The following is a 15,389-nucleotide window of genomic DNA, read 5'->3' on the forward strand; positions in this document are numbered from 1 at the left end:
GGCTACCAGCACATATTTAGTAAATAAAGTTACTTCTTACTTAGATTTTATTTTTGCGATCGCTTGTTTTTTACTGGATCTGACAAAACCGCATTGCTCCCGGCAGCTACTTACTAGTAGAGTTTTTGCACTGGCAAAGATATCGTCCACTGCTCAATCACTTCAGAACAGAAACTTTGAAATTGCCGCCCTTACCATATTTGGGCAGACGCTTCAGACGGAAGACTCCGGCAAATGTATCACGAATCCCTGTGTTGTACGGATTTAGTTCGCACGTCATCCCAAGACCCCGTGACTGGCCTGCATGGGCGTATGTAACTGGTTTCTGGTTTATTGACCAAGCCTCCGACTACGAGCCACCTATCGAACTAGAGGATTTTCTTGGACGAAAGCAATTACCTTTGTGTTTTGGATTTGGGAGCATGACGATGCCGAATCCAGAATATCTCACACACTATATAGTGGAAGCTTTAAAGAAAACACATCAAGGCGGGATTATATTATCAGGCTGGGGTAATGTTGGAAGAACGGTGAATATAAAAGATTCGCTACGAGTGTTTGTGATCAAGCAAGTTCCCCATGATTGGTTATTTCCTCAAGTGCCAGCAGTAGTACATCACGGAGGAGCTAGTACAACGGCGGCAGTGTTACGTGCGGGGACACCATCAATTACCGTACCTTTTTTTGCAGATCAGCCAGTTTGGGGCGAAAAGCTAACTCGGTTGGGAGTCAGCCCACAACCGATACCGTACCAGAAGGTATCAGAAAAACCTCTAGCAGCAGCGATTGAAATCGTACTGGGTGATGAGGTGATGCGGAAGAAAGCACAAGAGTTAGGCCAAAAGATTAGGGATGAAGATGGTGTGGCGAATGCAGTTGAAGCATTTCATCGGCATTTGGGTTTGATTGGGTGAGAAATTGCAGACAATTAAAATACATCATCACACCCACAACAGCAGTAAATGTCCCAAGTTAAAGTTGATACCGTACTCTGTGTCAACGGCAGTGTCCTAATGGTTTTTTACACGCCAGGGCATTGCTGGCAGTTTCGGATTATCAGCCGCACGGGTGGGATATTCGGGGAACAAAAGATTTATTATACGGCGGAGGCGGCACTGAGAACTGGGTTAGAGTGGTTGCGGGATGAACGGTGATGAGTGCGTATACGATCCAAGGTCAGCATTAATGGTAAGAGACAATCGTTTTTAGTCAAGGTGAATTGCTTGAAATTGTACAGCGATTTTTTATTTATCGCTCCACTAACTATATGGAGGTGAATTAATGGAAAAGAAAAGTTGGCGATCGCTACAATCAATATTTTCAGCACTTATACAGAGGCGTGAATACCTGCTATTGTATAAAATAAATCTTAGTGAAAAGGTAATAAATGTACTTTTATATACTCTGCTGAAATAAGTAACTCAGTAGAGTATTTTTTTAGAGTCACTGCCCTTGAGAAATCGTCTTGTCTTGTTGCAACCCAACAAAACCTCGTTCTAACAATCATGAATTAAAAACGTATTGCTCATGGTTTATGTCATTATCATTACCTGAAGGAAGCTATTATTCCCATATTAGTTTATCTTGATTACACAAATATAAGCTGCCAACCAATGAGGAAAATTGCTATGTCTGCAAAAATATGGCTAATGTATCCAATCCAAATTGAACGATAATTTAAGTAGCACCATGACCATATAATACCTGCAATAAACACGCCGCAGGAGCATAATGCTGTTGCACGCCAGTCGAAGTAAGCTGCTAAACCAATAATATGGTGAATCGTAAAAAACAGTGCAGACAGTATTACAGCTAAACGACTTGATACTAAAATTTCACACTGACGATAAACAAACCAACGCCAGATAAATTCCTCAAGCAAAGAGTTAATAAATATCCAATATCCTGCACCTAGTAAATAAATATTAAAGCTACTGAATCCAACTAGCCTTGCTCGTTCTCGAACATATTCAGTATCAATCCACCGCCAGCCCAATAGCCAATAAACAGTTAAGATAACAAATAACATTATTAATCCTAATCCAACTCCAGCCAGCAAGTCGGATCTTTTAGGATATTGAATTTTTAAAGCATTTTTATCGACAAAAGACAACCAAATAACTGGAAATAATAGAAGCCATACTTTTGATAGTAAAGCTACTAAGTATCCTTCTAATCCGGGTAGGAAGTACAATTGGGTTGCAACACCAATACTTGAAGCTGGCACGAGCAGCATCAGTGCTAGTAATGCCTTTTTGTCTAAGGTTATTTGAAGCATATTAAAAATTTAGCCTATCAGCAAATTAGAACAAACAGTATTTAAAACAGCCCAGAAATGAACGATAAAATCACTCCTGAGATTGAATTGGGGTAGTTACTATGTTTATTAATCATTGGAATTTTACTGTAAGATTTATATAAAATAATCTCCATGCAAATTACCTAACTAAGCTAAATCAAGACGAACAATAAACATTCAAAACCTGCCCCAATTAACATGGCTATTTTGTACCAGAATTAATCAACATTACAGCTACCCCAATAATTACTCTTGGTATGAAGCTAGAGACTGCTGCGAAACATCCAGTAGATATGGCAAGTAGTTTTTGGCTTTAGGTAAACTTAACTATGTTCTGATGTAAATCAGTAGTGCAAAATAAATTTTGCCGCACAATCTACTAATAATTATTGTGGTAAATATGCATAAAAATATTTGCATTAAGGAATTAAAACTAGGGATATAAATCTTTAACAACATTGTTTTGCAACTAATTAAATAAGGTAATTGATTAGGTTGACACTCTTGTAAGTGGATACTTTTTAAAAGGATATATCTCTTAAAAATCAATCTAATTACCTGCTTGCTTATGTGACACTCGCTGTTTTGGCATAGGGTTGTTGTATCTAAATTAGTCTTAACAATAACCAAGGTTAATATTTCAGCATTTACCCAATCAAGAATGAGTTTAATGGAATAAGGGATAGTGCCCAAGATAGTGATTGTTCTCGCCACCGTACCAAGAAAAATGTTGTGTGTGATGTCACACTTTGATGGTAAGTGTGAGCAATGACGCATTTACCCGAACATCACCTCAGAACGAATAATTGGTATTTGAAAAAAGTAGTGCTAATGTACTACAAGACTGGTAATATAGTATTTTACTAAGCACCGGTTAGCTTAACTTCCTAATGCTTCACTCTGCTTCCAAGTGAGAAAGATAATTCACGTAGACATGGATGCCTTCTACGCATCGGTGGAACAGAGGGACAACCCTAGCTACCGAGGAAAACCGTTAGTCGTCGGTGGCAGCCCCAATCAGCGAGGCGTAGTTGCAGCAGCTAGTTATGAAGCTCGTAAGTTTGGTGTTCATTCCGCGATGCCGTCAGTAACAGCGATCGCTAAATGCCCCGGACTGATATTTGTCAGACCGAGATTCGACGTTTACCGAGAGATTTCTGCTGCAATCCACGCTATCTTCAAACGCTACAGTGATTTAGTGGAAGGGGTTGCACTAGATGAAGCATATTTGGACGTTACTGAGAATAAGCAAAACATCCCCTACGCTTCTACTATCGCAAGACACATCAAAACTGCAATTTTCCAGGAAACTCAGTTGACGGCAACCGCAGGCGTGTCAATTAACAAGTTTCTTGCAAAAATGGCATCAGGGCAGAACAAGCCCAATGGACTGACGGTTATTTTACCGGAGGATGCGATCGCCTTTGTAGAACAGCTGCCGATTGAAAAGTTCCACGGCATTGGAGAAGTTACAGCAGCGAAAATGCACTCACTCGGCATTCACACTGGCGCAGACTTAAAGGAGCGATCTCTGACTGAGTTAACACACCACTTTGGTAAAGCTGGTCATTATTACTACAGAATTGCCAGGGTAGAAGATGACCGCCCAGTTGAAGCAAATCGAGTTCGTAAGTCAATTGGTGCAGAAACCTCGTTTGCACAGGACTTAAGCGATGTCGGTCAAATGTTACAAGAACTCGACCAGATTGCCCAAATTGTCGAGCAACGGTTAGAGCAGCACGAAACGCGTGGCCGCAGATTAACTCTGAAAGTCAAGTTTTCTGACTATCATCAGATAACCCGCAGTAAAACAATGCTTGCTCCCATCAGTGAACTCTCTACGATTTTTGAGATAGCCAAAGCGTTGTTTGAGTCGATTGATCTGGAAAACCGCAGCATTAGGTTGCTGGGCATTTCCTTGTCCAACCTGAATAATGCCAAACAAACCCGAGTGATTCAATTGCCACTATTTCAGAATGGGAACATCATATTTTAGGGTAGGTGTAGTCTGTTCAGACGCTGACAACTCGGTTGTGGAGAGAGAGCGAATCAACTCCCGAATCACATCAGTTGCAGGTCTACCTGTACTTACACAATATTTTTCAAGTTTTTCGCTTTCAGCAGATGCAAGATTTATTGTGATTCGTTTGACAGCCCATTTTTTGTTCATGACTTGCTCTATTGCTCAAATTTAATGAATTATCTAGACTTTAAATGCCAAGTGCAATACTTAACAAATATATAGATGTTAATCACAGCATACTTGCCGTAAAACTATTTTTAGCACATCTTCTTGGGGGTATTTACTTATAATCTAAAACTTCACTGATAAATCATCTATATGAAATTTAAAATATTTGAAACGAGCTTGTATTTTTTGTAAATATTGTTAAGCAAAGCGCAATCGAAGTTAGCCAATCAAGCGGCGTATAATCAGCAAGTATTGCCAATTGAATTTAGTAAACCTTATCTTCATATAATTGCATCTAATATTCATTTCCTCTTTACCCAAAAGTGAAGTTGACTAGCTACTCTGGATATAGATTTTCATTCAAGCACTATATTTAACTTCATAACTTAACGAAACCTTAAGCAAGCTAGAAAATTTTCTAGCTTGCTTAAGGTTAAATAATTTTGGTTCTTCAATATCTGTTATGCCAAATTATTAGTTAGATATCAAAATTAGGTTCGACAATAAAGCTCAAAAGCCCGAATCAGTTCTAAACCGCATAAATAACTAGTAAACAATGTTGATTTTTATTGCCTAGTAAGCGTTTCATGGCTTTTTTGAAGGTAATTTTTATTCAGTCAGAGCTTAATTTACTCGCAGAAATTATCAACCCTCAACTCGCGCCACACGTCAGAGGGTTGCCACCCAGAGTTACCCACAGAGCGTAGGGGGCGATAGTGTTCAGAAATATATTCGGATTCGGAAACGTAGTCTTCAATGTACACAGGTGGATTTGGTTCAATTACTGGTTCAGAAATATTTTGGCTCTCAGGCATCTCAATCGATTCAGTGTGTGGTGGGGTTACTCCTGTTTTCTTGCGAACTGTGTTAGGGTTTTTTTTGATGAGTCGTTTCATATCTATAGGAATCATTCGGCTGTCCACAAAGAACGGATATCCCAGGATACAAGAAGTTCTCAGCGAATTAGAGGCATTTTGCCAGAAAGTTGTATGGCTATTGGGTCGTGTAACCGAAAGTTAAAGATAATTTTTAGAGATTGCTCAGACGGGCTAATATCCCTAAACCTAAACCAAAAATTAAGGTAAGTCTCAAAATTAGCACAGTGTGCAACTGACTAAAAAATGGAAGTAATTGATTTTTTACTGCGACTGAACTAAAAGCACCAGCCCAAGCGATAGTTAGTACTACCAATAAAACTGTTTATAATATTCTATAAAGATAATTAAGAAAAATGATTAAGCCTAAAAATGTGTATCGCGGACACTCAATGGAAAAAGTTGGTCATGGTAAAAGAGCGGAATTTAAAACAACTATCAACGAAAAAGAATGGTCTGCTGTGACTGAATTAGAGGTAAAAACAGCAATTGATGCTTGGATTGATGAAGGAATAGAGCCTTAGTTATTGCCCACATAGCTTAAAAATGCCCTGGATAATCCGAATTGGTGGGTCATCTAGTGACAACCGAAATTCGACCCACTTACCGAGTCGAAACACAGGTTTTTCTTTAGTGTTCGGTTGTAAGTTAACTGTGCCAATAAGTTCACTTTCCAAAACAGTAATATTGTCATAAAGAGTGAAGATTTTGTATTTCCAACCGTGTTGTGACCATTCGACTTTATACAGCAATAACCGAAAGCTTTGGCAGACTTAACATAGACTCGCCTAACAGACTGAACAGTATACACTTGAGGACTTTTCAAACATCCTCTTAAAGCGCAGGGCATTAGTAGAAACTATGAAACATGGTAATAAGGAACGCTTTTTTTCAACCAGTGATTCTCAAATGCGTACAGCGTTTGTTTATATCCCAAGACTAGTTTAAAACTCCCATATTTAATTTTTTTGCAAGCGTTGCTCTGGACTCCTTGCTCACGGCAGTTTTTCATTGTGCAGGTGGACTCCCTTGAGCCAAGCACCCGTTGGCAGCAGCTGTAAAGAAAAAAGCAAATTGACTGGTAATATAAAGCTCTACAATAGGCAATTTTTTGACTGGAAACATTGATTATGAGCTTTGCTAATAAAACCATTGTTCTCACAGGTGCATCAGCAGGAATTGGGCGAAAGCTGGCAATCTCGTTAGCCCAACAAGATGCAAATTTAGTCTTAGCAGCTCGTAATCAAGAAGAATTAGAACAGACATTGACTGCTTGCACAAATCATACACAGAAGGTGATTGCAGTACCTACAGACGTAACTCATGCCGTTGCTTGCCAGCAGTTGATAGAGAGAGCGATTGGCGTGTTTGGGCAGATTGATATTTTGATCAACAATGCCGGAATTGGAATGCTGACGTGCTTTGATGAAGTGACAGATTTGTCCATTTTTGAGCGGGTAATGCAGGTTAATTATTTAGGTGCAGTCTATTGTACTCATTATGCCCTACCCTATCTAAAAGCCAGTCGAGGACTATTAGTGGCGATTTCTTCAATTTGTGGCAAAACAGGTGTACCAACTCGTACAGGTTACGTTGCCAGTAAACACGCCATGCAAGGCTTCTTTGATACATTACGGATAGAATTGCACTCAACAGGAGTAGATGTATTGGTTGTTTCACCAGGGTTTGTCGCCACAGATATTCGGCAACGAGCGTTGGGAGCAGATGGAAAACCATTAGGCAAAAGTCCGCGTGATGAAACGCAAGGCAATATGTCAGTAGATGAGTGTGTACATCAAATTATCTGGGCGATGGAGCGGCGTAAAAGAGAACACATCATGACGTTGAAAGGTAAAGTACTTCCTTGGGCAAAGCTAATTATGCCAGGATTGGTTGATCGTATAACTGCTGCGACCGTTCGCAAGCCAACTGCTACCCAGAAGTAACCAGAACTTTAGAAACTGCGTTGAGAGTATATGATTTTATGTAATTTTTAGTACTATACAGTAGAGTTTGATGCAGCTGTCTTGTTGCCCACTCTCCACCACGACATACTCCCCACTGAAAGCATAAAAGCACCCGCCTCCCACAGCGCACCGACACCAAACCCCGTTAGCGAAGAGTAGTCTTTCACTACTCCCGGTTGCCATTGCCGGGAAGTAAGGTTATGGACTTGTACTGGAGTGACATCTGCGATCGCCTTTGGCTCAAGCTTCCCCTATCGCCGCCCCCGCCTCATCCCTGCCCGATTAACAACCGCCCTCAACAGCCGAAGATTGCTCACCTTGAAGTGATGGTGCATTCATGCTGAAGGGCGAATGTGTCCAATTTGTTCCCAAAATATGACTAGAATTAGAACAATGATTCAGTAATCGGAATCATGATGAAAAATCAAGTTTCGGGCAGGAGCCGGGCCAAAATGAGGCTTTGATTTTTTAAGCATTTGTCAGCTACCAGCAAATCTGACCACTGTTTTAAATTGCTATGCTTGGCATCAGCATTAGAATAGATGTATTTTATACTTTCGGAAACTGAGGACATCACAATAAGCACCTATTAAGCTGTTAATAATTGTTAACAAGCCTCTTAAAGAACAGCTTGTGTCTTGAGATGCATTGTTTTTTTGGTGAAATTATCCAAGGGTATAAAGAACTTTATAAATTGCAAGTAATATGGCGTTTCATCAGCAATACGTTAGTATTGAGCAGCCAGCTATCAGTCAATTGATTCGAGAACTCCAGCAAAACTTGAAGCTGACCCAGGAGAAGTTTGCGGTTCACCTTGGGGTGTCCTTCGCAACGATTAATCGCTGGGAAAATGGATATGCTACTCCCTCTCCTTTAGCCCTTAAGCAAATTGAGATACTTTTGAATCAGCTATCGGAGTCAGCTGATGCCACGGTACGAGAACGCTGCCAGTCCATGCGAAGGAAGTACTTTTTATAAGGAACTAAACGCATGAGGGAAGAGAAATTCAGGGCAATAGCTGAGAAGTTGTTTGTTGGGGGCTGTGATCTGGGGGCGTTGTTGCGAAACTCCTTCGGAGACGCTTTGCGAACGGACGATTGGTCACAAACGCCATTGGGTGCTGTGGAAACCTGGTCAGACGACCTGAAAGCGGCAATGCAGATTCTACTGACTGAACTTGATCGAGGGAAGCCACCCGAAAAGACGCAGCTAGACTCTGACCTGCTACAGGATGGTTCTGCCTCAGCAGCCTTACACCAGGCAAATCAACTCAATGCGTTCCGAGTCAAACTTGCTGATGCTCTCCGCTCCCTCACCGATGCTTCAGAAATACAGGCGATCGCCGCTCGTATTTTGGGTGAGTCTTTGGGAGTAACTCGTGTCATTTACATCGAAGTGGTGTCGGGTGGTGAGGAGGTTATGGTTCATTCCAACTACACTAATGGTGTAGCCCAGTTGAGCGGACGATACCGCTTGGAGGACTACCGACGCAACCTAACGGCTGATCATCAGGCTGAACGCACCCAAGTTGTAACCGATATTCCTAATCATCCGAAATATACGGATGCCCAGAAGATGCGATACCGCGAGATCGATATTGCTGCCCACATTGATGTACCGCTGATCAAAAACAATCAATTCGTTGCCCTGCTTGCGGTTCAACAATCCATACCGCGTCAGTGGACAGAAACCGAGGTCAAACTGGTTGAAGAAACCGCAGAACGAACTTGGGCAGCCGTTGAACGTGCCTATGCCGAAGCTGCCCTACGCGAATCAGAGGAGAAATATCGATCGCTGTTTAAATCGATGAACGATGGCTTTTGCATCATCGAACTCATCTATAACGAACAGCAGCAGCCCATTGACTACCGCTTTCTAGAAACGAATCCCGCCTTTGAACGGCAAAGCGGATTGAGTGACCCCATTGGCAAAACGGGACTTTACTTCGCGCCCAATCACGACCCCGAACTTTTAGCACACTATCAACAGGCTCTGGTCACTGGTGAGCCGCTCGAGTTTGAGATTGGGATGGCGGATTTAGGGCGACATTACCGAATCAGTGCCAATCGGCACGGCGACTTGCACAACAAACAACTCGCGATCATATTCAACGACATCAGCGAACGCCAGCAAGCCGAGGTGGCATTGCGCGAGAGTGAAGAGCGTTTCCGGCTGATGGCAGACGCTGTGCCGCAAATCGTCTGGATTACGGACTCAGAAGGTCGAGTTGAGTTTTTCAATAAACAATGGAGCGACTACACGGGCGTTTCTTACGAACCAACGACGGCAGAAGAGGTAGTTGCTAACTTCGTTCATCCAGAAGATGGCGATCGCACAATGGAGGCATTTAACGAAGCGCGACGCGGCGGTGGTATTTTTTCGGTCGAACACCGGATTCGCTCTGCGGCGGGAACCTATCGCTGGTTTCTGGTTCGTGCCGAGCCTTACCGAGATCCGCAAACGGGCGAGATTATGCGCTGGTTCGCTGCATCCGTCGATATCCACGATCGTAAACAAGCTGAAGCCATCATCACCACTGACCTTGAAAATACCCGGCTATTGCGTGACTTGAGCGCACGACTGGTCGCTGAAGACAACATTCAAGTGCTTTACGACGAAATTGTCTCTGCTGCAATTACCCTGACACGGGCAGATGCTGGTTCAATTCAAGCGCTTGATGAATCGACCCAAGAGCTAGTGCTGCTTGCCACCCAGGGGATCGATCAAACCGTTACTGATCGTTTCCAGCGGATGAATCCTAGTTCAATCACGTCTTGCGGTAGGGTTTTGGCAACGGGTAAGCGCGCCTTTGTGGATTATGATGCACCAGAAAGCGAAGACCCTGACGGAACTCTGGGTCTGCATCTAAAGACTGGGTTGATTTCTGCACAATCTACTCTGCTCATCAGCCGTTCAGGTAGACGGATCGGTATGGTTTCGACGCATTGGCGTAAACACCACCGACCGACTGAGCAAGAACTCCGTTTTCTGGATCTGTTAGCGCGTCAAGCTGCCGACTTGATTGAACAGCGACAGACTCAAGCCGAACGCAAAGAAATTTTAGAACGCGAACAGGCAGCGCGAGAAGAAGCAGAACGAGCCAACCGCATCAAAGATGAATTTTTGGCGGTGCTGTCCCATGAATTGCGCTCGCCCCTGAACCCGATTTTAGGGTGGACGCAGCTACTGCAAAACGGCAAACTCGATGAAGCCCGCAGAGCCGAAGCCTTAAAAACGATTGAACGTAATGCCAAACTCCAAACACAGCTAATCGAAGACTTACTTGACATTTCCCGCATTATGCAAGGCAAGCTGTCGCTAAGAGCGGCTCCGGTTAGTTTGACGTTCGTCATTTCTGCGGCGATTGAAACCGTGCGTTTAGCAGCAGAGGCGAAACACATTAAGCTACAGCTTGATCTTGAGAATACAGTTGCGCCGATTTCTGGTGATGCTGTGCGTTTACAGCAGGTCGTCTGGAATTTGCTCAGTAATGCTGTCAAGTTCACTCCGACTGGTGGACAAGTAACGGTTGAACTGAGGCAAATGAATCAACTGGCTCAAATTCGAGTCATCGACACGGGTAAAGGTATTAATCCGCAATTCTTGCCTTATATGTTTGAGTATTTTCGACAGGAGGATGGTTCAACCACGCGCAAGTTTGGAGGATTGGGATTAGGGTTAGCGCTCGCGCAGCAAATTGTCCAAATGCATGGGGGAACTGTGCAAGCACAGAGCTTCGGTGAAGGGCAAGGCGCAACCTTGATTGTGCAATTGCCAGCGATGCAGGTAGCGCCGCTTGTATCGGAACCTGTCCAGACACAAATTGATGCAGGACTACCACTAGAAGGGATTCACATTTTGCTGGTAGATGATGAGCCAGATACTCGTGAATTTCTTGCGTTTCTATTGGAACAAAGCGGGGCTAATGTGACAGCCGTTGCTTCTGGATTAGAAGCATTGCAAGGCTTAGAGCAATCGATTCCCGATCTACTTGTGAGTGATATTGGCATGGCTCAGATGGACGGCTATATGCTACTAGAGCAAATTCGATCGCTACCACTCCAGCAGGGTGGAATGATTCCAGCTATTGCGTTGACTGCTTATGCCGCAGAGATTGATCAACATCGGGCACTTCAGGTTGGATTTCAAACTCATATCACAAAACCTGTGGAGCCGGAAGTGTTAGTCAGAGCGATCACAGTTTTGCTCCAACCTGGGGAGCGAAAGGCCAAAATGAGGCTTTGATTTTTTAAGCATTTGTTCAGGAAGAACCAGAGGCAACGCTTTACCTGAATACAACTATTTGTTTCTTCTCGACTTAAAAAATCTTTAATTATATTTTAATATTTCCATTAAGTGATGCCCTCAAAGCCTTACAGCTCCTTACTACTGTAAATACAAATTAACTATTTCCTCTCAAGTATCTTTAGGTAGAACTTATAAATTTATAGAATTCGTAGGATTTGAAACGGAAACTTATTTTAGTTGATGTAGTTTCAAAATAAGACTTATATTACCTGTTGAACAATGCCAAGTAGTTATTTGACATCAATAGAAGAGAGAGAAAAAATATTTTGCACAGAACTGGTTAAGTACGGTGTGGAGTATGAAAAAGCGGTTATAGCAGCTAAAATTATAGCTTCTGGGCAAGGGGATGAGTATTTATCACCCTCAGAGATAAAAATTGTTAAAGATGCTTGCAAAAAATGGTCAGAGCAGAATCAGCGCTTTAAGCGTTTGAAAGCTGTTGTAAATCAAATTTAGTTGAAGTTGACAACAAGCTTTATGCAGTACCCAGGAAGCAATAGGAACAATCAGACCAATTTCATCAGCATAATAAATAGTTAGACATCAATAACAAGGTGTTCGACTATGAGAGTTCTTGAAACAGAGCGTTTAGTTCTCCGTCGGCTGACAGTTGAAGATAGCGAGTTCATTCTTGAGATATTGAATGACCCTTTGTGGTTGCGCTTTATTGGTGATAAAGGTGTGAGAACCCTTGATGATGCTCGTGAATATATTTTGAAGAATCCGGTTGCTATGTATGAGCGTCTCGGCTTCGGGTTGTATTTGGTTGAGCTAAAGGAAAAGAGCGTATCGATTGGAATTTGCGGTTTGATAAAAAGAGATTCCTTGGAAGATGTGGATGTTGGGTTTGCCTTTCTTCCTCAGTTTCGGGGAAAAGGATACGCCTATGAATCTGCTTCTGCTGTCATCATGTATGGGAGAAGAACCTTCGGCTTAACTCGTATTGTCGCTATCACTATACCGGACAATTATGGTTCAGCAAAACTGCTCAAAAAACTAGGACTAAAATTTGAGCGAATGATTAAACTATCTGATGATAGTAAAAGTGTTAGTTTGTTCATTTCTGATGTCTAACAATTGCGGTGCAGAGGATTTAAGAAAGCCGCTCGTGCTGAGTTAGACTTTTTAGCAACCTCTGACCGCAACCGTTATGCCGCGAATTTCAGTTACCGTTGTAAGCATTTCACAAGCTCATCAATGATTGCAATTGTGTGTCTGAACTATCTCCCAATTCTTGTTGTAATTGGAATAGTTGATTTTTTAATACTTCAGCAGTCTGAATGAGATTCGACTCTTGTGCTATTCTTAGCTGAGTTTCTTTAATAGAGATTTTTCTTACTAGTTCATTCACTGCATCGATTGAATCATCATTTTCAGAAATCATTGCTTCATCCCGAATATCCGTTTTTAGCAGGAATAATTGTTACAAGGCTTGCTATGTATGAATGAAAATTAGCTACATCTTCTATTTTACACAAGTATATTAAAAAAGATATTTCCTTTCAAAACTTGCTTGAGTGATACCAATGCAGACACAGGTGTTAGAACTAGAAAAAATCGCTGATAAAATTAGAAAACTATTCGCACTTAGCCAATCTCCCAACGAAGCAGAGGCAAGCGCCGCCGCAGCTAAAGCCCAAGAAATGCTAACCCAGCACAATTTATCGATCGCCTCACTCCAAGATTGGACACCTCAACCACTAGAAGAAGAAGTGGTTCGCCAGTTCAAACGTATGACATCGTGGAAATTTATTTTACTAAGTGGTGTTTGTTGGGGGAATTACTGCTCTGCGATCACCAGACACTACCATAGCGGGTCTAAAATGATTATCTTAGGGCGAAAAGTGAATATTGTCTCTACTCAGATTCAGTTTGAGTATCTTGAACAAACTATTGAACGACTGGCAAAACAAGCCCAAGGTGATCGCGCTTTTAGAAATGCCTTTAAATTAGGTGCTGCTAATAGATTTGTAAGTAGGATTCTTGAGAATCGTGACCAACAGAAAAATCAAGGGATTGCTGGAACTACTGAATCAGTTGCAGTACCCGCCATTATCGTGCAAGCGCTCTACGAAAAACTAGAATCTGAGTTAGAAGCATATCTAAACAAGGTGAAAGTTAAACAAATGGCGGTACCATCAATTGGTTCAAAAGACGGATATTTCTCTGGTATATCTGCGGCTGATTCTGTCTCTCTTAATCGCCAAGTTAGTAGCAGTCAACAGCACTATCTGCCAGGTTAATTAAGGCGTATCAGGAGATAGCGGCAGTGATGAAAGTAGATTTTGGAGTGATTGACCCCATGCAGTGCTTCATGCGATCACTGTATGAATTGCAATCGCGGTTGGGTGAGAGCGCAGATCGCCCCTGTGTGGAGTTGAAGGGGTGATGATTGTATACCGCTTCAGTGGCAAATCTAAACCAATGGTCTACACGCATCTGACTTGCTTACCGAAGGGATGGTGTTTATGCTGGCATTTTATTCTTGTGTGACGGCAGTTTAAAGATTTTTGGTTACTTTTGCATAAAACACAAAACAAAAGAAGAAGAATATTACATACCAAACGAATTATATATAAACCAAGGGACAACGCTTAAAAGTTCCGTATTTTATTTCCTTTTTCAAGCACTGCTCTGGACTCCTTGCCCCAGGGCAGTTTTTTATTGCACAGGTGACCTCAAGAGAGTTTGTACCCATTGTCAGCAATTGCAATTCTTGTACAGTGCATTGTTTACTGGCCACGAGCCAATACTTTTCGGTTAAACCCAATAATCTCTCTTTTGGTCTGGGGAAAGGTTAAAGGGTAATGGGGAAAGGGAAATTCAAACCTTTTCCCTTTCCCCTTTCCCCCTTAACCGAAAAGTATTGGGCCACGAGCAGTCAGATTGGGCGGAGAGTCCTTTCATCAAGAATTGCTCAAACATTAGTGGAAAGTTGATTTAGGTTCAATTTTGGGCTAAAACAAATCTTGCTCCTGTTACTTTAAGCGATTCAGAAGATAACGAACATACAATTGTTTTTCAGCAGTATGCAATTGGTCACTTGCTAACAGCGTCCCATAGTTTTTGTTGTAGTTAAAGTCAGAGAAAAGGACATGGCTTGGCGATGCTGTAACCTTGGGCATAATCCACTCCAAGAGCTTTAATTTTCTCTAAAATGGCATCATTTTCAACAAACTCTGCAATAGTTTTAAGTCCCATAATATGCCCAACATGATTAATTGCTTCAACCATTGCTAAATCAATAGAATTATCCAAAATTTGCTTAATAAAACTGCCATCAATTTTGAGAAAATCTACAGGCAGGTTTTTAAGATAAGTGAAAGATGACATTCCACTACCGAAGTCATCTAATGCAAAGCGGCAGCCAATGCTTCTTAATTCACTAATAAATAAAACAGCTTTACTTAAATTACTAATAGCAACAGTTTCAGTAATCTCAAAGCAGATCATTTGGGGTGGAATCTGATGCAAAACAAATTGCTCATGTATAAATTCAATAAATTGCTCATCATTGATACTTGCACCTGAAAGATTAATTGCATAAATACAATTTCATTGCTGATTTTTTGATTGACAATCGTTCCAGGTATCACGATATTGTTGCCCTTGAGTAGCAAATAGGGTACGAATTACCCAACGATCGATTAAGTAGGACAGGGTGAAAAAACCAAATTGTGTAAAGATAAGTAAATACACATAATGTATCTACCACGGTAACAGGTATATGGGCAGCCGTTTAAGGGTAT

20 protein-coding genes are annotated in these 15,389 nt (G+C 41.8%); 12 read left to right on the forward strand and 8 right to left on the reverse strand.

Features of this window, described 5'->3' with window-relative positions:
- The 3 genes from H6G86_RS38435 to H6G86_RS35755 all read left to right on the forward strand — a co-directional run.
- On the forward strand, positions 1–268 hold a 268-nt coding region (locus H6G86_RS38435), incomplete at its 5' end, for a hypothetical protein (RefSeq protein WP_206758459.1).
- Positions 252–914: a glycosyltransferase gene (locus tag H6G86_RS35750; RefSeq protein ID WP_190938335.1), complete on the forward strand. Its 663-nt coding sequence runs from the start codon at positions 252–254 to the stop codon at positions 912–914. The genes H6G86_RS38435 and H6G86_RS35750, both read left to right, overlap by 17 nt.
- A 48-nt stretch (positions 915–962) precedes the next feature.
- Positions 963–1,154 (forward strand): hypothetical protein, encoded by a 192-nt coding sequence (locus H6G86_RS35755; RefSeq protein ID WP_190938336.1) that lies wholly within the window; start codon positions 963–965, stop codon positions 1,152–1,154.
- Between the two features lie 434 nt (positions 1,155–1,588).
- Here H6G86_RS35755 and H6G86_RS35760 read toward each other — a convergent pair whose 3' ends face one another.
- Positions 1,589–2,278: a CPBP family intramembrane glutamic endopeptidase gene (locus tag H6G86_RS35760; RefSeq protein ID WP_190938337.1), complete on the reverse strand. Its 690-nt coding sequence runs from the start codon at positions 2,276–2,278 to the stop codon at positions 1,589–1,591.
- Positions 2,279–3,209: 931 nt separating this feature from the next.
- On the opposite strand from H6G86_RS35760, the gene dinB reads away from it, so the two are divergent.
- Positions 3,210–4,295, forward strand: coding sequence for a DNA polymerase IV (dinB, locus tag H6G86_RS35765; protein WP_313931619.1), 1,086 nt, complete (start codon positions 3,210–3,212; stop codon positions 4,293–4,295).
- Here the strand turns inward: dinB and H6G86_RS35770 are convergent.
- The 3 genes from H6G86_RS35770 to H6G86_RS35780 all read right to left on the reverse strand — a co-directional run bounded on the left by H6G86_RS35770 (position 4,266) and on the right by H6G86_RS35780 (position 5,681).
- Positions 4,266–4,469, reverse strand: coding sequence for a ribbon-helix-helix domain-containing protein (locus H6G86_RS35770; protein ID WP_190938338.1), 204 nt, complete (start codon positions 4,467–4,469; stop codon positions 4,266–4,268). The two genes, dinB and H6G86_RS35770, sit on opposite strands and share 30 nt — an antisense overlap.
- A 650-nt stretch (positions 4,470–5,119) precedes the next feature.
- Positions 5,120–5,386, reverse strand: coding sequence for a hypothetical protein (locus tag H6G86_RS35775; protein ID WP_206758460.1), 267 nt, complete (start codon positions 5,384–5,386; stop codon positions 5,120–5,122).
- A 133-nt stretch (positions 5,387–5,519) separates the two neighbouring features.
- Positions 5,520–5,681 carry a hypothetical protein gene (locus H6G86_RS35780; RefSeq protein WP_190938340.1) on the reverse strand — a complete coding sequence of 54 codons (162 nt, stop codon included), beginning with the start codon at positions 5,679–5,681 and terminating at the stop codon, positions 5,520–5,522.
- A gap of 40 nt (positions 5,682–5,721) precedes the next feature.
- Between H6G86_RS35780 and H6G86_RS35785 the strand changes: the two genes are divergently transcribed.
- Positions 5,722–5,889 carry a hypothetical protein gene (locus H6G86_RS35785; protein ID WP_190938341.1) on the forward strand — a complete coding sequence of 56 codons (168 nt, stop codon included), beginning with the start codon at positions 5,722–5,724 and terminating at the stop codon, positions 5,887–5,889.
- Here H6G86_RS35785 and H6G86_RS35790 read toward each other — a convergent pair whose 3' ends face one another.
- Complete coding sequence (locus tag H6G86_RS35790) at positions 5,890–6,117, reverse strand: DUF1392 family protein (protein WP_190938342.1); 228 nt, start codon at positions 6,115–6,117, stop codon at positions 5,890–5,892. It lies immediately after the preceding gene.
- Positions 6,118–6,495: 378 nt separating this feature from the next.
- On the opposite strand from H6G86_RS35790, the gene H6G86_RS35795 reads away from it, so the two are divergent.
- Positions 6,496–7,311 carry an SDR family oxidoreductase gene (locus H6G86_RS35795; protein WP_190938343.1) on the forward strand — a complete coding sequence of 272 codons (816 nt, stop codon included), beginning with the start codon at positions 6,496–6,498 and terminating at the stop codon, positions 7,309–7,311.
- Between the two features lie 53 nt (positions 7,312–7,364).
- Here H6G86_RS35795 and H6G86_RS39775 read toward each other — a convergent pair whose 3' ends face one another.
- Entirely contained in the window at positions 7,365–7,499 is a 135-nt protein-coding gene (locus H6G86_RS39775) for a hypothetical protein (protein WP_277883710.1), read from the reverse strand.
- Between the two features lie 33 nt (positions 7,500–7,532).
- Between H6G86_RS39775 and H6G86_RS35800 the strand changes: the two genes are divergently transcribed.
- The 5 genes from H6G86_RS35800 (at position 7,533) to H6G86_RS35820 (ending at position 12,714) form a co-directional block, all read left to right on the forward strand.
- Positions 7,533–7,676, forward strand: a complete 144-nt coding sequence (locus H6G86_RS35800) for a hypothetical protein (protein ID WP_190938344.1) — start codon at positions 7,533–7,535, stop codon at positions 7,674–7,676.
- Between the two features lie 361 nt (positions 7,677–8,037).
- Positions 8,038–8,310 (forward strand): helix-turn-helix domain-containing protein, encoded by a 273-nt coding sequence (locus H6G86_RS35805; RefSeq protein WP_190938345.1) that lies wholly within the window; start codon positions 8,038–8,040, stop codon positions 8,308–8,310.
- A gap of 12 nt (positions 8,311–8,322) precedes the next feature.
- Positions 8,323–11,577 (forward strand): ATP-binding protein, encoded by a 3,255-nt coding sequence (locus H6G86_RS35810; protein ID WP_190938346.1) that lies wholly within the window; start codon positions 8,323–8,325, stop codon positions 11,575–11,577.
- 282 nt (positions 11,578–11,859) lie between these two features.
- Positions 11,860–12,096, forward strand: a complete 237-nt coding sequence (locus tag H6G86_RS35815) for a hypothetical protein (RefSeq protein WP_190938347.1) — start codon at positions 11,860–11,862, stop codon at positions 12,094–12,096.
- 108 nt (positions 12,097–12,204) lie between these two features.
- The gene (locus tag H6G86_RS35820) at positions 12,205–12,714 is read left to right on the forward strand and encodes a GNAT family N-acetyltransferase (protein WP_190938348.1); all 510 of its coding nucleotides are present in this window, start codon (positions 12,205–12,207) and stop codon (positions 12,712–12,714) included.
- 109 nt (positions 12,715–12,823) lie between these two features.
- Here H6G86_RS35820 and H6G86_RS35825 read toward each other — a convergent pair whose 3' ends face one another.
- On the reverse strand, positions 12,824–13,024 hold the full coding sequence (locus H6G86_RS35825; protein WP_190938349.1) for a hypothetical protein: 201 nt from the start codon (positions 13,022–13,024) through the stop codon (positions 12,824–12,826).
- A gap of 142 nt (positions 13,025–13,166) precedes the next feature.
- On the opposite strand from H6G86_RS35825, the gene H6G86_RS35830 reads away from it, so the two are divergent.
- Complete coding sequence (locus H6G86_RS35830; RefSeq protein WP_190938350.1) at positions 13,167–13,883, forward strand: DUF2786 domain-containing protein; 717 nt, start codon at positions 13,167–13,169, stop codon at positions 13,881–13,883.
- A gap of 838 nt (positions 13,884–14,721) precedes the next feature.
- Here H6G86_RS35830 and H6G86_RS35835 read toward each other — a convergent pair.
- Positions 14,722–15,189 (reverse strand): EAL domain-containing protein, encoded by a 468-nt coding sequence (locus H6G86_RS35835; protein ID WP_313931620.1) that lies wholly within the window; start codon positions 15,187–15,189, stop codon positions 14,722–14,724.
- Positions 15,190–15,389 lie beyond the last annotated feature (200 nt).

This window comes from Nostoc sp. FACHB-133, assembly GCF_014698055.1.
Lineage (GTDB): Bacteria > Cyanobacteriota > Cyanobacteriia > Cyanobacteriales > Nostocaceae > Nostoc.